20 protein-coding genes and 1 tRNA gene are annotated in these 22,951 nt (G+C 39.0%); 1 reads left to right on the top strand and 20 read right to left on the bottom strand.

Annotation, left to right across the window (positions count from 1 at the left end):
• Window positions 1–98: 98 nt before the first annotated feature.
• From AC4QJR_RS23930 to AC4QJR_RS23940, 3 genes are read right to left on the bottom strand one after another with little or no spacing between them, the layout of a single operon-like run.
• Complete coding sequence (locus tag AC4QJR_RS23930; protein ID WP_496524406.1) at window positions 99–329, bottom strand: hypothetical protein; 231 nt, start codon at window positions 327–329, stop codon at window positions 99–101.
• Between the two features lie 41 nt (window positions 330–370).
• Complete coding sequence (locus AC4QJR_RS23935) at window positions 371–1,969, bottom strand: spore germination protein (RefSeq protein WP_496524407.1); 1,599 nt, start codon at window positions 1,967–1,969, stop codon at window positions 371–373.
• 58 nt (window positions 1,970–2,027) lie between these two features.
• Window positions 2,028–3,227, bottom strand: coding sequence for a Ger(x)C family spore germination protein (locus tag AC4QJR_RS23940; protein ID WP_496524408.1), 1,200 nt, complete (start codon window positions 3,225–3,227; stop codon window positions 2,028–2,030).
• Window positions 3,228–3,409: 182 nt separating this feature from the next.
• Between AC4QJR_RS23940 and AC4QJR_RS23945 the strand changes: the two genes are divergently transcribed.
• Window positions 3,410–4,528, top strand: coding sequence for a GerAB/ArcD/ProY family transporter (locus tag AC4QJR_RS23945; protein WP_496524409.1), 1,119 nt, complete (start codon window positions 3,410–3,412; stop codon window positions 4,526–4,528).
• A gap of 78 nt (window positions 4,529–4,606) precedes the next feature.
• Here the strand turns inward: AC4QJR_RS23945 and rnr are convergent, their stop codons facing one another.
• From rnr to AC4QJR_RS24030, 17 genes are all read right to left on the bottom strand, one after another.
• Window positions 4,607–6,961: a ribonuclease R gene (gene rnr / locus AC4QJR_RS23950; protein WP_496524410.1), complete on the bottom strand. Its 2,355-nt coding sequence runs from the start codon at window positions 6,959–6,961 to the stop codon at window positions 4,607–4,609.
• A gap of 26 nt (window positions 6,962–6,987) precedes the next feature.
• Window positions 6,988–7,734, bottom strand: coding sequence for an alpha/beta hydrolase (locus AC4QJR_RS23955; RefSeq protein WP_098572333.1), 747 nt, complete (start codon window positions 7,732–7,734; stop codon window positions 6,988–6,990).
• Window positions 7,735–7,885: 151 nt separating this feature from the next.
• A complete protein-coding gene (gene secG / locus AC4QJR_RS23960; RefSeq protein ID WP_098572332.1) occupies window positions 7,886–8,119 on the bottom strand; it encodes a preprotein translocase subunit SecG in 234 nt (77 codons plus the stop codon).
• A 197-nt stretch (window positions 8,120–8,316) separates the two neighbouring features.
• Window positions 8,317–9,750, bottom strand: a complete 1,434-nt coding sequence (ltrA, locus tag AC4QJR_RS23965; RefSeq protein WP_496523769.1) for a group II intron reverse transcriptase/maturase — start codon at window positions 9,748–9,750, stop codon at window positions 8,317–8,319.
• Window positions 9,751–10,437: 687 nt separating this feature from the next.
• A complete protein-coding gene (gene eno, locus AC4QJR_RS23970) occupies window positions 10,438–11,736 on the bottom strand; it encodes a phosphopyruvate hydratase (protein ID WP_098572331.1) in 1,299 nt (432 codons plus the stop codon).
• Window positions 11,737–11,761: 25 nt separating this feature from the next.
• Window positions 11,762–13,294: a 2,3-bisphosphoglycerate-independent phosphoglycerate mutase gene (gpmI, locus tag AC4QJR_RS23975; protein ID WP_496524411.1), complete on the bottom strand. Its 1,533-nt coding sequence runs from the start codon at window positions 13,292–13,294 to the stop codon at window positions 11,762–11,764.
• Complete coding sequence (gene tpiA, locus AC4QJR_RS23980) at window positions 13,287–14,048, bottom strand: triose-phosphate isomerase (protein ID WP_496524412.1); 762 nt, start codon at window positions 14,046–14,048, stop codon at window positions 13,287–13,289. Before tpiA ends, gpmI begins: the two co-directional genes overlap by 8 nt.
• Before the next feature lie 208 nt (window positions 14,049–14,256).
• Window positions 14,257–15,441, bottom strand: a complete 1,185-nt coding sequence (locus AC4QJR_RS23985; RefSeq protein WP_251458073.1) for a phosphoglycerate kinase — start codon at window positions 15,439–15,441, stop codon at window positions 14,257–14,259.
• Between the two features lie 142 nt (window positions 15,442–15,583).
• Window positions 15,584–16,591, bottom strand: coding sequence for a type I glyceraldehyde-3-phosphate dehydrogenase (gene gap / locus AC4QJR_RS23990; protein ID WP_098572327.1), 1,008 nt, complete (start codon window positions 16,589–16,591; stop codon window positions 15,584–15,586).
• 51 nt (window positions 16,592–16,642) lie between these two features.
• Window positions 16,643–17,665 carry a sugar-binding transcriptional regulator gene (locus AC4QJR_RS23995; protein WP_496524413.1) on the bottom strand — a complete coding sequence of 341 codons (1,023 nt, stop codon included), beginning with the start codon at window positions 17,663–17,665 and terminating at the stop codon, window positions 16,643–16,645.
• A gap of 128 nt (window positions 17,666–17,793) precedes the next feature.
• Window positions 17,794–18,060 (bottom strand): glutaredoxin family protein, encoded by a 267-nt coding sequence (locus tag AC4QJR_RS24000; protein ID WP_373561668.1) that lies wholly within the window; start codon window positions 18,058–18,060, stop codon window positions 17,794–17,796.
• Window positions 18,061–18,071: 11 nt separating this feature from the next.
• The gene (gene rpoN / locus AC4QJR_RS24005) at window positions 18,072–19,394 is read right to left on the bottom strand and encodes an RNA polymerase factor sigma-54 (RefSeq protein WP_496524414.1); all 1,323 of its coding nucleotides are present in this window, start codon (window positions 19,392–19,394) and stop codon (window positions 18,072–18,074) included.
• 132 nt (window positions 19,395–19,526) lie between these two features.
• Window positions 19,527–19,598, bottom strand: a tRNA-Arg gene (locus tag AC4QJR_RS24010).
• A gap of 173 nt (window positions 19,599–19,771) precedes the next feature.
• Window positions 19,772–20,224 (bottom strand): NUMOD1 domain-containing DNA-binding protein, encoded by a 453-nt coding sequence (locus AC4QJR_RS24015; protein WP_496524415.1) that lies wholly within the window; start codon window positions 20,222–20,224, stop codon window positions 19,772–19,774.
• Between the two features lie 126 nt (window positions 20,225–20,350).
• The gene (locus AC4QJR_RS24020) at window positions 20,351–20,905 is read right to left on the bottom strand and encodes an HNH endonuclease (RefSeq protein ID WP_496524416.1); all 555 of its coding nucleotides are present in this window, start codon (window positions 20,903–20,905) and stop codon (window positions 20,351–20,353) included.
• Window positions 20,906–21,140: 235 nt separating this feature from the next.
• A complete protein-coding gene (locus tag AC4QJR_RS24025; RefSeq protein WP_496524417.1) occupies window positions 21,141–22,031 on the bottom strand; it encodes a hypothetical protein in 891 nt (296 codons plus the stop codon).
• Window positions 22,032–22,433: 402 nt separating this feature from the next.
• Entirely contained in the window at window positions 22,434–22,847 is a 414-nt protein-coding gene (locus AC4QJR_RS24030; protein ID WP_496524418.1) for a SprT-like domain-containing protein, read from the bottom strand.
• Window positions 22,848–22,951: the final 104 nt, after the last annotated feature.

Raw genomic sequence — 22,951 nt, forward strand, 5'->3', positions numbered from 1 at the left:
ATTAATTGTAGCAGAAATCAAATTCCATAACAATTAAACTTAGTGATATCTCAATGATATTAGCCAAAAGTATTCTAAAAAGATCACGCGCAAATCGGTCACTTTAATAAATTCTCTATCATGCTGGCAAATGGTTTAAAAAGGACTGTTAACCAATCTAGTGGATTAGGCAACCTCATACCCAGAGCTTGTGCAATACTTAGCACGGTTCCAAATAGCAGGAGAATAGAAAAAATCCATAGCTCTTTTTTTAATTTTTTTCTCAACAAATGAGGTACATCAATCGCAATAATTACAGCGGAAATAACTAAGATGCCTGCAACAGCCACTAGTCGTCAACTCCTTACTCCATTTTAGTTAATTAAAGGCACTAGATTTTATCTTGAGGGGGTTTTGGTGCCGAATTATGTTCTCGGCTTATGTTTTTTTGACTGATAAGACGTGGCCGTGAAAACATCCCCCACCAAGGTACACGGATAATTGTATCCTTTAAGTCTTGAGGGATTAATGGACCCAGAGGACTCATATATGGAATCCCAAAGGAACGCAGGCTGCACATATGAAGGATAAGTGATATTAATCCGACAAGTATACCGACTAAACCGAATGAAGCAGCAAGCCCCATCATGGGGAACCGAAGGACTCGCAGTGACATGGACATGGCGACGGAAGGAAGTATAAAGCTGGAAATCGCTGTGATTGCCACAACAATGACCATGGCAGCCGAAACGATTCCAGCCTCAACTGCTGCAGTACCAATGACTAATGTGCCTACTATAGAAATTGCTGAGCCTATAGCCCTTGGCATTCGTAAACCAGCTTCCCGTAAAATTTCAAATGCTACCTCCATCATTAGAGCCTCAATAAATGCTGGGAAGGGTACACCCTCGCGTTGGGCAGCAAGATTAATCAACAGTTCGGTGGGTATCATTTCCTGATGATATGTAGTAATAGCTATATATAAAGATGGTGCCAAAAGTGCGATCATAATACTAAAAAAGCGAAGCATTCGAATAAGAGTACTTATATCGGCACGCTGATAATAGTCTTCTGCCACTTGTAAAAAAGAAACGAACAGTGCTGGAACAATCAACACATTCGGTGACCCATCCACTATTATGGCGACTTTTCCTTCTAGGAGGTCAGCAGAAATCACATCAGGCCGTTCTGAATAATAGATAGTTGGAAACGGACTGTAGGTTTTATCTTGAATTAATTCCTCAATATAACCACTTTCCAATATGCCATCAATGTCAATCCGGTCTAGACGCTCGTGAACTTCCTGGACCACCTTTTCATTTGCAATTCCATTGATATACATAATTGCGACATCTGTTTTGGTCATTTCCCCAATGTTCTTTGTAGCCATCCATAGATTCGGTGATTTTATCTTTCGGCGAATTAATGCCGTATTCGTTCGGATGCACTCCGTGAAGCCTTCCTTTGGTCCCCGAACGACCGTTTCAGAGGTGGCCTCAGTTACACTCCGTTCTTTCCAGCCACGCACACTGATGATGAATCCTTGAGAGTGTCCGTCTAATAAAAGAATAAGATCCCCTGATAATAATGAATTGAAAAGAGAGCTGTACTCCGTAACATCTCTTATTGAACCAACTGTGAGAATTTGTTCCTTTAATACTTTTAATAAATTCATTGTTGGAGAAGGGGATAAATCAGTTTCGAAATCGATTTCTAACATTATCGGTTCTAGAACAAAATGTTGAATGGCATCCGTATCTGCTAATCCATCCGTATAGAAAATGCCTGCTTTAACAGATTCCTCTTTCCCAATCTGTATTTCCCTAAACACGATGTCGTTGCTATTTCCGAGTATTTTTTGTACATAGTTTTTGTTTTCTTCAAGACTATGTTTTAAATAGTTATTTTCTTTCTTTGTACCTTGATCATCTTTCTCTAACTTGAACAGGTCCAAGCTGTTTTTAATTTTCGGTTTCTTAAATAAACTCATCAACTGCCCCCCTCTCAGTACCGCAAGAATTCGGATACTGCTGTATGATCAAACAAAATTACTTTATGTCTTTGACAAATGAATTTCCACTTGTTCCGATACCACGGATTTTTCCATCTATTTTAATATTTACCTTCAAGTCCTCGAATTTTTTATCCCAATCTATTTTTAGTTTTTCCCATGCATTGGGATCCGCCCTATGAATCGCTTCTCCAAATCCAAAAATGTCAACTTTATTTTTTTCTTGAACTTGTTTTATGGCCGTTTGAATCATTTTTTTCGTTCCAGTTTCGTAGATTTTCTCTAACTGACGAATCGATTTTGATTTTTTCAAGTCAATACCGCATTGTACTTCAGCTACTTTGCCATCCACACGCACATTTACATCAATTTCAGGTTTTCCATTTCGTATTTTCCCCTTCACTTTCGATTCTGAATCCGTTATTTGAAAAACGAATTTCCCGCCATTCGGACATGGAACAGCCCCAACAGAACCTTGTTCAAGATTGGTAACAATCGTATACGTTTTACTTTGAACTTCATTTAACCAACCTATTAATTTATCCCCATCAAAAACCGCTAATTCTTGAAAAAACAACCTAGCAGGCGGATTGATTGTTTCTACATTTTGGTTGCTGGCGGAAGTTCCATTTTCGCCTTCTAACTTTATATGGATACCAGTTAACACCGCCTGTTTCCCTTCACTTACCATATTTGCAATTAGTTCATCTAACGTCACATATCTAGTTGCGGACCATGCTTTTGCTGAGACTTCAAGAGTATTAAACATTTTATTGGCCGGTATTCTGACTAAAGATGTTTGCACCTTTAGTACATCTTCTGCCATCCGTCCCTTTGCTACAGCAATGTAAAAATCTGATCGCATTTCCCAATCTCTTGAAAGGAGATCTAATGGTTTTCCGATCCCTTCTTTTGCTAATTCCTCTCCAATCACCAGGATTCGGAGATGTGAAGGATAAATTCTCCTTGGAGCTTCTTTGGTCATTTTTCGAAATGCCTCTAGTAGGGTTTTTCCCTTAGCCTGAAAGATGATTACCGGTGCATTTCCTCTTGCTTTATCAGTAATTTCCCCTGGATTCACTACTTGGGCAGTTACAAGATATTGTCCATCTGTACTGCGATCGATCCCCATGGCCAGAGTTATAGCAAGTTCATTTAATTCTCGTCGATTCCAACAGCCTGTAGTGAGTAATAAAATTGCAATCAATAAAAAAAAAATTTTTATTCTCTGTGACATGGATTTCGACCCTCTCCATTTATTTAAACATTCTATAATGGAAACGTTTATTGGATAATTCCCCAATATCATTATCTACGATTTCTATCAGAGAATAATATTTCCATTTTATGAAGAAAATATAAACTGACAATTATCTATTTTTTTTAACCAGATTAAATAAATGAAAAGGATAAAAAAAAATGCAGAAGGACGGTAAAATATCGGTTGCTCAATTTACAATATTAGTCATACTAGTAACAATCGGAAGTACAATCTTAAATGCACCGGAAAGATTAATTTCTTATGCAAGACAAGATGCGTGGATTTCCGTTATTCTTGGCATCATAATTGGATTATTGATTATGTGGTTGTATCACACCCTTGGAGCTCGTTTTCCCAATATGACGCTAGTCGAAATGAATGAAAGACTGTTAGGAAAATGGTTAGGCAAAATCGTTTCTCTCTTTATCAGTTGCAGCTTGTTCCTTTCTGCAGCTACACTGCTATTTTTTTTAGGAGAGTTTCTGACCGCACAATTTATACCGGAGACCCCTATTGAGGTGATTCATATTCTCTTCATATTAATTGTCATTCAAGGGGTACGTCTGGGCATAGAAACAATAGCACGTGCTGGAGAAATAATATTTCCGTGGTTTATTATGATTTTTACTATTTTTTTCCTTTTCCTTTCACCAAAAGTTGAAGTTCAGAATATTCAGCCTGTACTAGAGACTGGGATAAAACCCATCCTATCAGCTACTTTAACGTATTTAGAATTTTCCTCCCTATCGCTAATCTGTCTGCTAATGGTTTTTCCTGCTTTTATTAATCAACCTAAACGGTCCTTTAAGGCTTTTTTTCTCGGGAATTTAATTGGAGGGATTTTTCTATTATTCATTACTCTTTTTAGTATTTTAGTTCTTGGGGTGGACAATTCTGTAAGGCTTTTGTATCCAAGTTATGCACTAGCTAGGAAAATAAATGTAGGGGGATTTGTTCAACGATTAGAAGCAATGCTTGCCGTACTATGGTTCGTTTCACTTTATTTCAAAATGACTATTTATTTTTTTGGGTCTGTCGTTGGATTTGCCCAAATTTTAAATTTAAAAGATTACAGACCACTGACATTACCTTTAGGCATGATTTTAGTTGTCCTTTCTTTGATCATATTCCCAAATGTCACCTACTCTGAGTCAGATACAGGTATGCATGTTTGGGTTCCACTTATGCTGACAATCGGCCTTTTTTTACCATTATCCTTATTATGTGTGGATTTCATTCGAAAAAGAATCATCAGTAAAATTACATTAAAAAATTAGGAAGCAAATAAAAGAAAAACACACGAGAAACGTGTGTTTTTCTTCTTCGAATATAAACAAAAAGTTAAAACGTAATACTTATTTGTTTTTCCGCTTATTACTTTTATTTTTTGGCACATTATCATAAAATTTACGTTTTTTCTTTGCTTTATTGCCTTGGCCGTTGCCGCCTTCAGACTTAGCGCTGCCGCCTTGACCACGTCCGCCGCTCTGCTGTTTATTTCTCCGTGGTTTCTTGGATTCGCTGCCCGTACTGAAAACCCTTGGCGTGTCAACACGTTCCCGGCGTGTTCCTTTCATGCCGACAATTTCAAAATCGATGGAGCGTTCATCTTTATTTACCTTAACCACCCGGACGGTAATCTCGTCACCAATTCGGAAGACGTTTCCTGTCCGCTCGCCAATCATCGCAAAATGACGCTCGTCAAAACGATAATAATCATCGGTCATATAGCTGACATGAACGAGGCCTTCAATCGTATTTGGCAGCTCGACAAACATTCCGAAATTCGTTACAGAGCTAATAATCCCATCATATTCAACGCCAATTTTGTCCTCCATATACTCCGCTTTCTTCAATTCATCGGTTTCCCGCTCAGCATCAACTGCGCGGCGCTCCATTTTTGAAGAATGATCAGCGATCTCTGGCAAGCGTACATTCCATTTCTCCTGTGTGGTTGAATCCAGCTTTCCTTCAATTAAATAGGTACGAATTAAGCGATGAACGATTGTATCCGGATAGCGGCGGATCGGTGAAGTGAAATGAGTATAGAACTCGGTCGATAATCCGAAATGACCAAGGCTCTCCGGATCGTATTTTGCTTGTTGCATTGACCGCAGCATGACAGTTGAAATTACCATTTCCTCCGGTTTCCCTTGAACTTCTTCAATAATTTCTTGAAGGGCTCTTGGGTGCACATCATTGGCAGTACCTTTTACAATATAGCCGAAGTTCGTGATGAACTCAAAAAATCTCCGCAGCTTATCTTCTTTTGGATCTTCGTGAATACGGTAGATAAAGGGAACTTCCATCCAGTGAAAGTGCTCAGCCACCGTTTCGTTCGCTGCAAGCATAAACTCTTCGATTAATCTTTCGGCTACAGACCGTTCGCGAAGAACGACATCGATTGGCTTGCTTTCCTCATCCACAAGTACCTTTGATTCTTTAAAATCAAAGTCGATCGCGCCACGCTTCATCCGCTTATTTCGTAGGATGGCAGCCAACTCTTCCATCATTTCAAACATAGGCACGAGTGGTTCATACCTGGCACGGGTTTCTTCATCATTTTCAGCCAAAATGAGATTCACATCATGATAGGTCATCCGCTCGGTTGTTTTAATCACAGATTGGAAAATTTCATGAGAAACAACGGCGCCCTCTGAGGTAATCTCCATTTCACAGGATAGAACGAGCCGGTCCACTTTTGGATTTAACGAGCAGATTCCATTTGATAAACGATGCGGTATCATCGGGATTACGCGGTCCACTAAGTACACACTAGTTGCCCGTTCTTCCGCTTCTAGATCGATCGGAGTGCCTTCTTTTACATAATAGCTGACGTCCGCAATATGAACACCGAGCTTATAATTGCCGTTTTCAAGCTTTGTAACAGTTACCGCATCATCAAGGTCCTTGGCGTCCGCCCCGTCAATCGTCACAATTGTTTCGTTCCTTAGGTCGCGGCGATTGGCCAATTCACTTTCATCGATGGTGTCAGGCACCTCGTTTGCTTGTCTTAACACTTCATCCGGAAAGGACATTGGTAACCCGTGCTTATGTATGACTGAAAGGATGTCCACGCCCGGATCGTTTTTGTGGCCGAGAACGGTAATCACTTCGCCCTCAGCGCTCTTCCGTCCTTCTGGATAGGTGATTAGCTTAACAACCACTTTATGCCCTTCGACTGCACCTTTGGAGGCTGCCTTTGGGATAAAGATATCACTAGCAAACTTCTTATCATCTGGAATGACAAAGCCAAAGCTTTTGCTTTCCACATAGGTTCCGACAATTTGCTGTACGGCGCGTTCAATGATCCGAATAATACTTCCTTCCCGGCGCTGCCCCGTACTTTCAGAGGAGACACGGGCTAAGACTATATCCCCGTGCATCGCGGTGTTTGTTTCATTTGGCGGAATGAAAATATCATCCATTCCCGGTTCATCTGGCGCAACAAAGGCAAACCCCTTTGCATGACCAATCAGCTTGCCGCGAATTAAGTTCATTTTCTCCGGAAGTCCATAGCGGTTACTGCGCGTTCTCACCACTAGGCCCTTTTCTTCCATTTGAACCAATGCTTTTACAAATTCCTTAAAATCACTAGAGTCTTGGATACCAAAGGCAGTTTCCAGCTCTTGAACGGTTAATGGCTTGTACGCTTCATCCTTCATGTATTGTAATACCTTGTCTATATGCTTTTGTATATTATCTTCCAAACTAATCCTCCTTTGTAGTTTCCGAGTTAATCGTGCCAGTCCAGCTTTTCTAAAAAGCTATACACATCCTCATGTAATTGCTCACGCTCTTTGTCGAGTGTGATGACATGACCGGATTCTTCATACCATTTTAATTCCTTTACGACTGATTCGATTTCGTTGTAAATAATGTTCGCACTTTCCGTGTTAATCATCTTGTCATGACGTGCCTGCACAACAAATGTGGGTGCATATATCATATCCACATTTTCACGCACATCTGCGATCAATGCCTGTAAGGCCTTTAATGTTTTCATTGGTGTTTTCTTAAACTCGTTCATTTCCATTTCGATTTGCTCGTTTGATTTTCCTTCACGATTTTTAAATTCACGAGCATATTCAAGAATTCCCTCGTACATGACCTCTTCGCTTTTTATATGCATCGGTGCACACATTGGTATAATTGCTTTTATAGGTACAGTGTATCCCAATTTCAACGAAAATACGCCACCTAGTGATAATCCTGCCACAGCAATTTCGGAGTGACCTTTATTTTTCAAAAATTCATAGCCATTGATAACATCTTGCCACCAATCTTCAGGACCCGTATGAACAAGCTCTTCAGGCGGTACCCCGTGGCCTTTGTAGTGCGGGGCATGACAGGTATAACCTTTTTTCTCTAAAAAACGGCCCAGCATCCGGACATCCGCTGAGTTTCCGGTAAAGCCATGTAAAAGAAGAACAGCCCTTTTTCCTCCTTCAAATGTAAATGGCTTCGGTATAGTTACTTTCATGATATAAAAACTCCCTTAATTTCATTTCACTTTAGTTTAGTTTTAACAAAGCAATGGTGAACATTCCAGAAATATGGCTTACGCTTCTGATAATAATTTTTTCAACAAACAAAAAACCTGACCACTCGGACCAGGTTTGTGTGTGAATGATTTAAATTTTAAAGTAAGTCACTGCCATAGCAAGCAAGATAAACAAGATTGCTAAGACAACCGTAATACGATGGAGAATCAAATCAAGTCCGCGTGCTTTCTGCTTACCAAATAAAGATTCTGCACCACCAGAAATGGCACCTGATAATCCAGCACTTTTACCAGATTGAAGTAAAACAACACCAATAAGTCCAATACTTACGATCACTAATAAGATTACTAAAAATGTATGCATAAAGGCCACCTCCTGTTAGTCGCACAATTCACAGTATATTAAATTTATCATATTTTGTCGCTTTAGACAATAGTCCTTGTTGTGACATTCACGCCCTAAATAAAAATAAAGTAGGGAAACCTTTCTCAAGGCTTCCCCCTTATCAAACCGTACGTGCCCTATTAAGGCATACGGCTTACCAAATGTTACAATGTTTATCAAGAGGATGCGTTCCAGGCATTTTGCATCTTTTGAAGTCGGTGAGGAGAATAATATTCCTCACCTTTTGCTTTTGAACGTTTGATGCTGTTTTGAAGGTCCCTTTTTGCTTTACTAGTCATTTCGTTTAAATACTGTTCCTTTGTGTACCCATATGCTTTATTTAAATAGAGCCAATATGTGGGAATCAGATTAATTTTGAGAAAGAAGGCTTTACTCCAAAGACTACGCATCTTCCTCTCTTTTCTTTGCGAGGGATGATTATGAATAAAAGCCACCCTTAGTCTTTTTCTTATGTAACCATCTAGAGAAGAAAGGGTTCTTCGAACCCACCTTGTAATACAATGGTTTGAAATCCCTAATTTTATATTTCCTTTTACTGCATCAACTACAGTTAGGTAGTAATTGACTTTCCCCCTGATTATAGGGTTAACACGTTCAATCCACTCTTCCTTACTCAATGTAAGTGTTTTGCGTGTCTTTTCCTTTATCTTAAGACGAAAGTCTTTAATGGATTCTTCCTTTGGTGTTACATGAAAGACAGGCTTTTTGTCTTTCTTTCCTTCTCTCCAATGGTGAAATGTAAAGCCAAGAAAATCGAAATCGTCTTTCTTAAAATCTACTATTTTTGTCTTTTCTTTAGAAATTTCTAGTCCGAGTTCTTTTAACTTATCCTTGGTTATTACGGCAGCCTTCTTAATATCCTCTTTTGTTTTAGCAAATAGTAGAAAATCATCTGCATAACGGACAAATCGTATCCCGTTTAAATCCCATTCCCAATCCATTTCGTTTAGATAGACATTGGCAAGGAGAGGTGAAATGACACCACCTTGAGGTGTCCCGTAATCAGAATGAATGGTTTTCCCCTCTTCCATATGCCCAGCTTTGAGCCATTTCTCAATCATATTAAGGACCGTACGGTCCGATACATATTTCCTTAATACTAGAAGGAGATTATTATGAGGTATGTTATCAAAGAATCCTTTAATATCACAATCGTAAATATGATTATAACCAGATTCTATGTTCCATAAAATTAATTGTAACGCTCGTTTGACTCCACGATTTGGACGGTAACCCACTGACCAATTGTGAAAGAGCATATCTTCGAATTTTGGTTGTAATACGTTTACCACACTCTGTTGCACAATACGGTCTTCTATCGTAGGGATTCCAAGAGGACGCCTCTTACCATTCTTCTTGGGAATGTATACTCTTTTTACTGGTTGAGGTTGATACGATTTTGCCCTTAATTTGTTAAGGAGGATTTGAATGTTCTCATCTAATTTAGCTTCATAACTTTCAATGGTTTCTCCGTCAATCCCACCTACACCTTTGTTTTCTTTTACTTTAAGAAAACTTTCGGTTAATTTACGGTCAAATAAGAGTTGTCCATATACACTATGTAATTTCATTTTCCACTCTTGATTCATTGCATATTCCACGCCTTTCCTTGATGTACATTCAAACGGTTTTACCGCAGTAACATGATTGTTGGCATTACATCTTGTTCATGGCTTGGAGCCATAGGTTATTCCCCTTCCGTTCACTCGATGTTCTGGTCATCAAGTTACTCCCGTACTATGAGAATGTCTGACTACTCCACCTGTTCTTTGTCACTTCGGATTACCCTTATAGACTAGAACCCTGCCTGTTCGGTAAGGTGGAGTCCTCACGGGGTCATCGCATTTCCCTTCTAAGCATACCCTGCACCATCACGCTATAAGTTACATTTTCTCGTTCTGACTTCTGAGGAAAATGTCTCCTGAGTGGGCTTCCTTACTCTTCGAAAAGTCGCCAACTTATCTCGCCGCCGTGCTTCACACTTATTGCATTAGGGTCTACCTATTCGCTTACGGGTCTCTCGACTTTCCGCATCTCCTTCAGACAACACCTCACGGTGTTGCCCTAGATTAAGCTTCCCAAGCTAGGTCAGTCTCCTTGGGTATGGATTTTCACCATCTGGGATTCCTATTCATTATCCTCACCAAGTCGTTTCACCGAGATGACGTCTCTTTCAGATAATGAAAAAGAAGAGTGTCGACTGAGTCAACACTCTACGCGACTGCCCGTCGCACAAAGAGCACATCCAAAAATGTGCTCCTTCTTATATTATCAAATTATTTGCTTAAGTTGTAGAATGTTTTCTTGCCAAGGTATTGAGCTGTTTCACCTAATTGATCTTCAATGCGAAGCAATTGGTTGTATTTTGCAACACGGTCGGTACGAGATGGTGCACCAGTTTTGATTTGACCAGCGTTAGTTGCAACAGCGATATCAGCAATCGTGTTGTCTTCTGTTTCACCTGAGCGGTGAGAGATAACCGCTGTGTAACCAGCGCGTTTTGCCATTTCAATCGCATCAAATGTTTCAGTAAGTGTACCAATTTGGTTCACTTTGATAAGGATGGAGTTACCAATTCCTTTTTCAATACCTTCAGCAAGTTTGCGAGTATTAGTAACGAATAAATCATCACCAACTAATTGAACTTTTTTGCCAAGGCGTTCTGTTAAAAGCTTGTGGCCTTCCCAGTCATTTTCATCTAAACCGTCTTCGATTGACACGATTGGGTATTTAGAAGAAAGTTCTTCGTACCAGTCAACCATTTCTGCAGATGTCTTCACAACTCCTTCGCCAGCAAGGTGGTATTTACCGTCTTCTTTGTTGTAGAACTCAGAAGATGCAGCATCCATCGCAAGCATTACTTCTTCACCTGGCTTGTAACCAGCTTTTTCGATTGCTTCAACAATGGTTTGAAGAGCTTCTTCGTTTGATCCTAAGTTAGGAGCAAAACCGCCTTCGTCCCCAACTGCAGTGTTAAGGCCTTTGCCTTTAAGAACAGATTTTAATGTATGGAAAATTTCTGCGCCCATACGAAGTGCTTCTTTGAAGTTTGGAGCGCCAACAGGCATAATCATGAATTCTTGAATATCCACGTTGTTATCCGCATGCTCCCCGCCATTCACGATGTTCATCATTGGAACTGGAAGTTGCTTAGAGTTGAATCCGCCAAGGTATTGGTATAAAGGAATATCTAAGTAATTTGCTGCTGCATGAGCAACTGCCATTGATACACCTAGAATGGCGTTTGCGCCTAATTTACCTTTGTTATCTGTTCCATCAAGTTCGATTAAAGCTTGGTCAATAGATACTTGATCTAAAACGCTGAATTCTTCGCCAACAAGATGTGGAGCGATAATTTCGTTTACGTTGTCTACCGCTTTAATAACACCTTTTCCAAGGTAACGTTCTTTATCTCCATCACGTAGTTCCACTGCTTCATATTCACCAGTAGAAGCACCACTTGGAACCATAGCGCGGCCAAAGGCACCTGATTCTGTAAATACTTCAACTTCAACAGTAGGGTTACCGCGGGAATCTAATACTTCGCGAGCGTATACGTCTGCAATAAATGGCATGTAAAATCTCTCCTTAATAATTAGGTTATTTTAATAATGATGTACCAGTCATTTCAGCTGGCTTTTCAACACCCAATAAGTCTAACATAGTTGGCGCTAAATCCCCAAGAATTCCTCCTTCACGGAGTTGAATTCCTTGTTTTGTCACAATTACCGGCACTGGGTTCGTTGTATGTGCTGTCATTGGTTCGCCTTCTAGTGTAATTACTTCATCGGCATTTCCATGGTCAGCGGTAATAATAGCAGAACCGCCTTTTTCTAGAATTAAATCAACGATTTTTCCTAAGCATTCATCGACCGTCTCAATCGCTTTAATGGTAGGCTCAAGCATACCTGAATGCCCGACCATGTCAGGGTTCGCGAAATTTAGTAAAATCGCATCAAATTTATCTGCTTGAATTTCTTTTAAAAGTGCATCCGTTACTTCGTAAGCACTCATTTCAGGCTGAAGATCGTAGGTTGCCACTTTCGGCGAGTTGATTAAAATCCGCTCTTCGCCTGGGAACTTTTCTTCACGGCCGCCGCTCATAAAGAAGGTAACATGTGGATATTTTTCTGTTTCAGCAATTCTTAATTGCTTCAAGTTGTTTTGTGCTAATACTTCACCAATGGTGTTATCTAAATTGGTTGGTTTGAAAGCAACATATCCATCGACCGATTCACTGAAGTGAGTTAAACACACGAAGAACAAATCCTTCGGATGCTTTGGCCCACGGTCAAAGGAACGGAAATCATCATTCGTAAATGTATTGGAAATCTGAATGGCACGGTCAGGACGGAAGTTGTAGAAAATAACCGCATCATTGTCCTGAATTGTGGCAACAGGCTGCCCATCTTCTTTTGTAATCACAGATGGAATCACGAATTCGTCAAAGATTCCATGAGAATAAGAATCTTCCACAACATCTAAAGGATTCGTGTATGTAGGGCCCTCGCCATAAACCATCGAACGGTACGATTTTTCGACACGCTCCCACCGCTTATCACGGTCCATAGAGTAGTATCTCCCTGAAATCGTTGCAAATTCACCTACACCGTATTCTTTCATTTTGTCTAATGTTTCCTGGATGTATTTCGTCGCTGTTTTCGGACCAACATCACGGCCGTCAAGGAAGGCATGTACATACACCTTTTCTACGCCTTCTTCTTTAGCCAGTTTCAGCAAGGCAAACATATGTTGAATATGGCTGTGGACACCGCCATCTGACAATAAACCGAATAAATGAAGGGCTGTGCCATTTTTCTTAACGTGCTCCATTGCACCTGTAAAGGTTTCATTTTTTTCAAATTCACCTTCACGAATCGCAATGTTTACACGAGTTAAACTTTGGTACACAATACGTCCGGCACCAATGTTTAAGTGTCCAACCTCAGAGTTACCCATTTGTCCTTCGGGAAGACCCACAGCCTCCCCAGACGCTATTAAATGAGAATGTGGATACTCGCTCCAAAACCGGTCAAAATTAGGTTTTTTTGACTGGGCAACCGCATTCCCTTTTGTTTCGCCCCTGCATCCAAAACCATCAAGGATGATCAGAGCAACGGGAGATTTACTCATAGCTGCCTGCCTCCAATAGTTGTAAGAAGGATTGTGCTTCAAGGCTTGCTCCGCCTACTAATGCACCATCGATATCTGGTTGTGCCATGTATTCTTTAATATTCTCTGGTTTTACACTGCCGCCATACTGAATTCTTACCGCATCAGCGACGTCTTGTGAGAATTGTTGCGCAACAACCTGACGGATATGTGCACATACTTCGTTCGCATCGGCTGAAGTAGAAGATTTACCTGTTCCAATTGCCCAAATTGGTTCGTAGGCGATGACGGTTTGTTTTACTTGCTCAGCTGATAAGCCTTGAAGGGCTTTTGCCACTTGATCGCCAACTAATTGATTGGTTTCACCATTTTCACGCTGCTCTAATGTTTCACCACAGCATACGATTGGTGATAAATTGTATTTAAAGGCAGCAAGTGCTTTCTTGTTTACTGTTTCATCTGTTTCATTGAACATTTCACGGCGTTCTGAATGTCCGATGATTACATATTGAACAGCAAGGTCAGCAAGTGCTTTCGGGCTGATTTCGCCTGTGAATGCTCCGCTTTCTTCAAAGTGCATGTTTTGAGCACCAATTTTAACATTGGTTCCTTCGGTTACTTCTACTAGACTTTGTAAAAATAATGCTGGTGCACAGATTACAGAGTCCATTTTTTCTGGGGCAGGTACTAGTCCTTTTACTTCTTCTGCAAAGCTTTTTGCTTCTGAAAGTGTTTTGTTCATTTTCCAGTTTCCTGCAATAATTGGTTTACGCATACTGGCACATCCTTCCATAGTTTAGGTTATTAAACTTGGCTGTTGATTTGCGCTCCAAGCACTTCGCTTTCCGCGGGCGTGCCGGGGAGCCTCCTCGGCGCTTTTAGCGCCTGTGGGGTCTCCCCTGCCCCGTACTCCCGCAGGAGTCTACGTGCCTTTGCTCCAATCAACAGAGTAGCAAAATCATGTTTAACACACTCTAAAAAAATTATTTATCGTTTAATGCGACTACACCTGGGAGTGCTTTGCCTTCCATGAATTCAAGGGAAGCTCCGCCTCCTGTGGAGATGTGGCTCATTTTATCGGCTAAATTGAATTTTTCAACGGCTGCTGCAGAGTCTCCGCCGCCAATGACTGAATATGTACCTTCTGCTTCAGCAAGTGCTTCTGCTACTGCCTTTGTTCCGCCGGCAAATTTATCAATTTCAAATACACCCATTGGTCCATTCCAAATCACTAGTTTTGATTTTTGAATAACGTCACGGTATATTTCAGCTGTTTTTGGTCCAATATCAAGTGCTTCCCAATCTGACGGAATTTCCTCAATAGATACTACTTTGGAATTAGCGTCTGCTGAGAAATCATCAGCCACGATAACATCAACAGGCATGTAGAAATTAACACCTTTTGCTTTTGCTTTTTCAATGAATGAATTGGCAAGATCAATCTTATCTGCTTCTAGTAATGATTTTCCAACTTCGTGGCCTTGTGCTTTCACGAAAGTATAAGCAAGTCCGCCGCCAATAATTAAGTTGTCGACTAATTCTAACAGATTTTCAATAACACCAATCTTGTCCTTTACTTTTGCGCCACCGATAATTGCTGTAAATGGGCGTTCTGGATTAGAAAGTGCTTTACCAAGTACATCTAATTCTTTTTCCATTAAAAGTCCGGAAACTGCTGGTAAAATATGTGCAATCCCTTCGGTTGATGCATGGGCACGGTGCGCTGCACCAAAGGCATCATTTACATAAACATCAGCTAATTCAGCAAAAGATTTGGCCAACTCTGGATCGTTCTTTTCTTCGCCAGGATAGAAACGAACATTTTCAAGAAGCAGAACATCACCTTCAGTCATCGTTTCAATCAATGCTTTCACAGAATCACCATACGCTTCATCAGCCTTCTTCACGTCTTTACCAAGCAGTTCAGAAAGTCGGACACCGACTGGAGTCAAGCGCATTTCTTCTACTACTTTCCCTTTTGGACGACCGAAGTGGCTCGCTAGAATAACCTTAGCGCCTTGATCTACTAAGTATTGAATCGTTGGAAGGGCTGCACGAATCCGCGTTTCATCAGTAATTTTTCCATCCTGCATTGGAACATTAAAATCAACTCGGCAAAATACACGTTTCCCTTTTACATCAACATCTTTGAGCGTTTTCTTATTCATAAAGGACCTCCTAAAATATTGAAAATTCAGCATAAAATCAGTAAAAAGGGGAGGGGGGCATATACTCCCCGCTCCCCTTTGGAAAACCTTTGTATGATTAACTTCTTATGATTGAAAAATCAATCATCGTCCGTCCGATATATTAAAGTCCTTTTTGTGCAAGGTAGTCACAAAGGTCAACAACGCGGTTAGAGTAACCAACTTCGTTATCGTACCAAGATAATACCTTAACCATGTTGCCTTCAAGAATCATTGTTGATAATGCATCGATTGTTGAAGATACAGGAGCTCCGTTGTAGTCAGTAGAAACTAATGGAAGATCGCTGTATGCTAGAATTCCTTTTAATGGACCTTCAGCTGCTGCTTTTAATGCAGAGTTCACTTCATCAGCAGTTACATCTCTTTCTAATTCTGCAACTAGGTCAACTACAGATACGTTCGGAGTTGGAACGCGGATAGCCATACCGTTTAATTTACCTTTAAGTTCAGGTAAAACAAGGGAAACAGCTTTTGCTGCACCAGTTGAAGTAGGAATCATGTTCTCAGCTGCTGCACGAGCACGACGGTAGTCCTTGTGTGGCAAGTCAAGGATTTGTTGGTCATTTGTGTAAGAGTGAATAGTTGTCATCATACCGCGTTTGATTCCAAAAGTATCATTTAATACTTTTGCAAACGGAGCAAGACAGTTTGTAGTACAAGAAGCATTAGAAATAACATGGTGGTTGTTAGCATCATATTGATCTTCGTTAACACCCATTACGATTGTGATATCTTCGTTTGATGCTGGTGCAGAGATGATAACTTTTTTCGCACCTGCTTCAAGATGTTTCGCAGCATCTTCACGCTTTGTGAAACGGCCTGTTGATTCAACTACTACGTCAACACCTAGACCGCCCCAGCCTAATTGTGCAGGATCGCGTTCTGCAAGAACTTTCACTTTGTGACCGCCAACTACTAAGTATTCACCATCAACTGTTACGTCTTCTGCAAGAGTTCCGTGAACAGTGTCATATTTTAAAAGGTGTGCAAGCATGTTTGCATCAGTTAAATCATTAATCGCAACGATCTCAACATTGCTATTGTTTAATGCCGCACGAAATACGTTACGACCGATACGTCCAAATCCGTTAATACCAACTTTTACTGACATAATAAATTTCCTCCTTTAATTGGGTAAGGATGTTTTTATTTTAAAAAGGATTTACCCTTTTAATAACTTTCTTGCTGCACCCTCATCTGTGATTAAGATGGTTGATTCCGGTGCTTGTTTTAAGTAAGCTTTAATGGCTTTTGCCTTCGAGCCCCCGCCGGCAACAGCGATGACATTTGGAATGTGAACTAAATCTTCTAACTGCAGTCCAATCGTTGACACCTTTTGAACGATTTCGCCTTGTTCGTTAAAATAATAGCCGAATGCTTCACCCACAGCTTGTTGATTTTCCAGCTTATGCAAAACTTCTGGATTCGTTTTGCGCCGCTCAGCCATTGTGATAGCATCCCCAATCCCATGAAGAACCATGCTTGCTGATTTAATTAGTTTTAATACCTCATGAATGTCAGGTTCTTTGATGAGTGATTCATAAATTTCAGTACTAACCTGGTCAGGTACATATAGCACTCGATGTTTCGCATGGGTGTTTTTCGACATGATCGAGCAAATCGTATTTGCTTGATTGTGAACATCCTCGCCTACTCCGCCTCTTGCTGGGACAAATAGTAGTTCTTTCTGGGGATACTCGGGTGAAAGTCTTTCTGCGACAGCAGCCATCGTTGAACCGCCAGTTACAGCAATGATATTTTTTCCGCCGAGTAACTTTTTCATGCACACCGCACATGCCTTGCCAAGTTCACCTTTTACCATCGGCGATTCATCACTATCGCCTGGCACAATGATGACTTTTTTAATACCGAGTCGGTGCTTTAATTCCAACTCCATCACATCAATACCTTTTAATTCACGCATAAAGCCTTCTAAGTCTTCGAGCAAATTTTTTCCTTCAGGTGTTAAACTCATTCCCACGTTATTTGTGTAAATTAAATTTTGCTCCCTTAGGAATTCTACTTCGCCTCGAAGGACTCTTTCCGTATATCCCAAGCTAACCGCTAAACTCCTTCTTCCTACCGGTTGCATAAAACCAATATATTTTAGGATAGAATATCTCTTCTGAAGGACCTGAAGGAGATCGGGTAATAGTCTTTTCTGGATATCGATTAATGACTGCATGAAGCTCATGCTCCTTTATTATATGTAGTTGGTCTAAAAATGTCCACCATAGACATATTATGTCCCGCTACATCCAAAAAAAATAACCCCTGCTACGTTTTTTATTGTAACAGGAGTGAAAACCTATTTCAACTGTTTAGATTGGCTTTTTTTTCATGCAAACGGTTACTTATGTCAAATTTGTTAATGACACCAAAACCTACTTCTACTCCATCAATTTGAACGACAGGAATCATTAAACCGTATTGTTCGGTTAATTCATCACTTGATTCAATATCAATTTCTTCTAAAGTGAAATCCCAATCTTTGCTAAGTTCTTGCAGTGTGGACTTTGCTTTCTCACAAAGCGGACAGCTTTTCCTTGTGTAAAACGTGATTATCGTTTGTTCCATCATTTCGTTTCCTTTCAGTCAAACCTTTTCCTTTTTGATGAGGACGGAATTCCCAACTGATCTCGATATTTAGCAATGGTTCTTCTTGAAACGACCATGCCTTCCTCGATTTTTAATTGTTCCACAATATCTTGATCCGAAAGAGGTTTCTGTTTATTCTCATTATCTATTAATGTTGAGATTTTCTTCTTTACTTGTGTGGATGAGGTATTTTCATCCTCCGAAACGGTTTGTATTGTACTTGTAAAAAATGATTTTAGCGGGAAGGTCCCGTATGGTGTTTGCACATATTTTTCTCGAACCGCTCGACTAACGGTTGATTCATGGATATTCAGTTCTCCGGCAATTTCCTTCATCGTCATCGGTACTAAATTATTGGAACCTTTTTGAAAAAATGCTTCCTGCTTTTCAATAATTTTGGCAATGACCTTAGTTAGTGTCTCTTTTCGCTGCTCTATACTTTTTTGAATCCAATTGTAATCCTGTAGTTTATCCTGCAGGAAACGGCTTACCTGTTGGTCCTGATTTTTGAATTTATGATAATACTGCTCATTTAGGCTAATCCTTGGCAGTGATTCATCAGACATCCTTACTGTAAGTCCGTCGCTTGAGTGCTCGATGATTGCATCCGGGATAATGTATGTGGTTGCTTCCTTACCTAGAATAGTTCCCGGCTTTGGGTTCAAGGATTGAATTTGGTCAAAAATATCCTGGATCTCTTTAAGAGTTACTTTTAGTTCCTTTGCAATTGGCTTCCACTTTTTTTCAGCGAACGGTAAGAAATATTCAGAGATAATTTTTTGAGCCAGTTCATTATTTGGATTCTGATAATAGATCTGCATCTGCAGGCACTCTTGCAGGTTTCTTGCACCAATCCCCGCTGGCTCCAATGTTTGGATAATAGCCAAGCATTCTTCCACGACATCTTCCTTTACTCTTAGCTTTTGGGAGATTTCATGAAGGTCGCCTTTAAAGTAACCGTTTTCATCAAGGTTCTGAATCAGACGGCGAATAACAGTTAATTGTTCCGCTGATAAATTCGTTATTTTTAATTGTGATAGTAGATACTCTTCAAGTGAAAAGGGTTTATCGGCAATTTGCTCAATCCAGTCCTTTTCCACTTTTTGGTTCTTCCGGCGATTTCGGTCAATGAGTGGATTCATCGGCTTAATATTGCTATGTTCAACCTGCAATAGGGGATTTTCAAGTGCCTTATCGTCTAAAAAAGCAGTTAACTCTTGGGCAGAGTACTGCAACAATGCAATGGCCTGAGATAACTCCTGTGTCATTGCTAATTTTAATGTTTGCTGTTGCCATAAACCAGCCTTTAAGTTCATTTCATATCCCCCCTGCATTCTATTTTACACGATGGACGGAAATTCGGGAATGGAAAATGATAAACTAGGTGATTAGGATGATTTTTTCCAATAAAAAAACCTCCCATTCAATAAAACAGGAGGCTTTAGTGATGCGCTCGGCAGGAATCGAACCTGCATTTCAAGCTTCGGAGGCTTGCGTGCTATCCGTTGCACCACGAGCGCTAAATTGTAGCTAGAAACATTGTCATATCAACGTTTACTGGCATATTGCCTTGCCACCGTTCGTGCTATTTGTTACAAAGACGAACCATCGACGCTCTCTATCATACTAAACAGTACCACGAACTGTCAATGCCAAAATGAAGAAAAAGGCTACATATATTATATGTACCCTTTCACAAATATTGAAAGTAATATCCAGAAGTATGTACTTCTCCTTTTTTCAAATACTGCTGGATACTGCCCCTGTTTATATTTAATTGTCTGCTGGCTTCAGCGATTGAATCAAATATTAATTCTTCTTCATTTCTTTTTACTGATATAGTTTTCTTTTGCTTTTCACGACCAATTTTCCGATTTTTTTCAGATGATAATACGACACAATTTTCTAGGCTGTAAATATTTCCGCCTTTTAAATCTTTATCGAGCTCATATTCACTGCTATAGAGCAGATGACCGTTTTCCAAATGGTTATCAATATCGTGTATGAAATTTTCAAAGCTATGCCAACGTTCAGCAACTGTAGTTCCTTTGGCTCCATAATATTTATAATTTGCGCTGCTTTTTCGATAACACCTAGCTTTCATGCTTTTCCATGTGAAATATAATGTGTGATTTTGATTGCTCATACCCATTCCTCCAATTCGTATAACGTTATTATATTGAAGGAAAATGAAATGTTAGGGTTACTATTCGTACAAAAAAAAACCGCAAAGCTCGTCAAAGCCTGCGGTCGAATAAATGTTTTAATTTAGTTAGCAAACCCTTACCCATTGCAAGTTTTCCACTCGATTATCCACGATATTTCCGTTAATATGAGCAATAACGTAACCATTTTCTGTTCCTTTGTAAAGGTCAGCCTCTGGTTGAAAATTTCCATCAATCATTTTTTTAGTTTGATTTACTTTTATAGCATGAACTTCCCCTTCAAAAATTGCAGTGTGCTTGTAAGATTTTTCACCAGAAGCTTTGTTAAATACGTTATCTAAAAATTTAACAACATTATTGTGCTTTGAATGAGCAAGCTCTCTGACCTTTTCTGCTCCTAAATCAAAATAGGCTCGGAAATCAGAAGTTGTTGTTTCAATGGCCGACAATTCAATAACATTGTTTTCACATTCAGTCAAAAGACCAGTAAGGTAATCCATTGGAGCGTCAGCCAACTGATTTAGTACGTTTTCAGTGCTTAATCCATCATTTGGGCGGAAAACTAACAAATTATTTGTTTCTTCATTATAAAACTTTTCATTTTGATACCCAGCGCCAACCTTAACAAAATCTAATCCTGCAATGTCTAATGTTTTTTTCATAATAATAATTCCTCCGTTTGATTTTTTTATTTTTGTTGATTACACGACTATTATATTGAATTAAATTCAAATGTTAGGTAGAACCGAAAACTTTTTCAAAAAAATTTCCCCTTCATTATATAGATGGAAAAAACACTACTAATTTTTTGAATATTAATATTCAACGAAGATTAGTTCATAAAATAAAAAGACATAAAAAAACACCAGCTCCTAGAACTGGTGGGTATGGTTACGTTTATTTGTTTTCCATAACTTTTTGAATTAATGCTTTAAATTCAGATGGCGTACTTGAACCCCAATGAATGTTCCAACCTTTTTTATCACATTTAACTGTTGTAAACGAAATGGTTTTATCCATTATTTGAATTAAATAATAAATTTCACCATTATCATCAACACGCTTTTGTAATTCAATTGAATCAAAAGCATTTTGCCATCTCAATAAATTTTTCAATTGATTGAATTTCATTTCTGATAACAATTTTAAAGCTTCTTCAGACGCTTCATAATTTTCATCATCATCTTCAAATTCATCATCATCTTCATCATCCACAATAATTTCATGGTTTATGGGTTCTGAAAGACGATTTTTGAACTCTTTAAGCTTGCTTTGTTGTTCTTCCCACCACGCTAAATGTTCCAAATCGTGGTATTCCAAATCAAAATCAATTCTGGATGGGTCATCTTCATAAATACGGATATTCAAGTAAAAATAAGGCTCGCCATTATCATAATCAGTGGAGCTACAAAATTCTGCCATCATTTCAGTTTCTAAAACAAATGGGTCAAAATGAATGTAGCTTCTATCATCAATTCTTTTAATGATAGCGTAATCCCCGTTGCGGTAATGTTGTTCATATAAGTAATCAGGACTCAAAAGAGTATTAATACCTTGAACCATGATACTTTCAGCATTCATTGTATCAAAAATGTGCCTAATTTTACTCAAGTCATAAAGTACGCTTTCCATGTACCTATCAACATTCTTCAAGAAATTAAATCCAGCTTTCTTCATTTCATCGTTTAATTTTTCATTGTTCAAAATGCCTTGAAGCTCTTCCTTGTAAACATCCTCCCATTCTATCATCCAAGAATTGTGAGTTGTTGTTACTGTTGCTGTTGTCATGATACATTACCTCCAATAGTTTTGCTTCATTATGTAGTTAGAGGATTTTTTGTAGTTTCCATTTAGTTGTACTACCCTTGCTGGGCGTACTCTTATACTAGCACCACGAACCGAGCTTTGTCTACAATTTTTTCACCAAAATACGAACGAAATTTAAATTTTCATTAAAATCGTTCGTGTTTATTGAATGGTAATTGAACATCTCAAGTCGTGTGCATTTTAAAATGCCTCAGGTGACATTTAACGATTGGGGGGTGGTGTGAGGAATTATACGCTGACGGTCTAAAATCGAAATTTACCCACGGCAAATGCGTATAAAAAATTTCGACAAAAATAAAAAAACATTCCCGAAGGAATGATAGCTTTTTAAACATAATAATACTTACACAAATTTAGTTTTTATTAATTTCCTCTTTTTACAAGTTTCATTTTATTATTTTTCCGTATTATATAGCCTTTCTGTTTCATTTTATAATAAGGGTCATAATTAGAACAGGCATCTATCCTTTTTAATTCTGATTCAAAAAAATCTGAACCATCATGACTATCTTTATTTAGAGTCAAACAAGCATGATGACACAACTCATGTTTTAGTACATCAATTAATCCTTCATCAGTGAAATTTTCGATTACAATTTTAGTAATTGCAATTTTTTTCCCTTTAATTTCACCACGAACATTTTCAGTAAAATGTCTTGCCAGCCAATTAAATCCTCTTGGTTCATATGTAATTGGAATATCCAATTCTAAATCCCAATATTTTTTATATAAATCTTTAGCTAATTCATTTAAAAATTCAACTGACCTTTCAATCATATGTATCACCCCATTACCATAATTCGTTACTGAGCGACAAAAGTCCTTTTCTTAAAAATATAAAATACAGTCATTTTAATTAGCTAAAAATGGTAAAATTGATT

The organism is Neobacillus sp. BP17 (genome assembly GCF_059579525.1).

Bases quoted from the DNA above. Each gene is read 5' to 3' on its own strand.
- gap (WP_098572327.1), bottom strand. From the start codon at position 16,591: ATGTCAGTAAAAGTTGGTATTAACGGATTTGGACGTATCGGTCGTAAC.
- ltrA (WP_496523769.1), bottom strand. From the start codon at position 9,750: ATGAATCAAGAGTGGAAAATGAAATTACATAGTGTATATGGACAACTC.
- AC4QJR_RS24000 (WP_373561668.1), bottom strand. From the start codon at position 18,060: ATGATGGAACAAACGATAATCACGTTTTACACAAGGAAAAGCTGTCCG.
- AC4QJR_RS23955 (WP_098572333.1), bottom strand. From the start codon at position 7,734: ATGAAAGTAACTATACCGAAGCCATTTACATTTGAAGGAGGAAAAAGG.
- AC4QJR_RS23985 (WP_251458073.1), bottom strand. From the start codon at position 15,441: ATGAATAAGAAAACGCTCAAAGATGTTGATGTAAAAGGGAAACGTGTA.
- AC4QJR_RS24030 (WP_496524418.1), bottom strand. From the start codon at position 22,847: ATGATTGAAAGGTCAGTTGAATTTTTAAATGAATTAGCTAAAGATTTA.
- AC4QJR_RS23995 (WP_496524413.1), bottom strand. From the start codon at position 17,665: ATGCAGTCATTAATCGATATCCAGAAAAGACTATTACCCGATCTCCTT.
- AC4QJR_RS24015 (WP_496524415.1), bottom strand. From the start codon at position 20,224: ATGAGCAATCAAAATCACACATTATATTTCACATGGAAAAGCATGAAA.
- secG (WP_098572332.1), bottom strand. From the start codon at position 8,119: ATGCATACATTTTTAGTAATCTTATTAGTGATCGTAAGTATTGGACTT.
- gpmI (WP_496524411.1), bottom strand. From the start codon at position 13,294: ATGAGTAAATCTCCCGTTGCTCTGATCATCCTTGATGGTTTTGGATGC.
- rpoN (WP_496524414.1), bottom strand. From the start codon at position 19,394: ATGAACTTAAAGGCTGGTTTATGGCAACAGCAAACATTAAAATTAGCA.
- AC4QJR_RS24025 (WP_496524417.1), bottom strand. From the start codon at position 22,031: ATGACAACAGCAACAGTAACAACAACTCACAATTCTTGGATGATAGAA.
- AC4QJR_RS23935 (WP_496524407.1), bottom strand. From the start codon at position 1,969: ATGAGTTTATTTAAGAAACCGAAAATTAAAAACAGCTTGGACCTGTTC.
- tpiA (WP_496524412.1), bottom strand. From the start codon at position 14,048: ATGCGTAAACCAATTATTGCAGGAAACTGGAAAATGAACAAAACACTT.
- AC4QJR_RS24020 (WP_496524416.1), bottom strand. From the start codon at position 20,905: ATGAAAAAAACATTAGACATTGCAGGATTAGATTTTGTTAAGGTTGGC.
- AC4QJR_RS23940 (WP_496524408.1), bottom strand. From the start codon at position 3,227: ATGTCACAGAGAATAAAAATTTTTTTTTTATTGATTGCAATTTTATTA.
- AC4QJR_RS23945 (WP_496524409.1), top strand. From the start codon at position 3,410: ATGCAGAAGGACGGTAAAATATCGGTTGCTCAATTTACAATATTAGTC.
- eno (WP_098572331.1), bottom strand. From the start codon at position 11,736: ATGCCATTTATTGCAGACGTATACGCTCGCGAAGTATTAGATTCCCGC.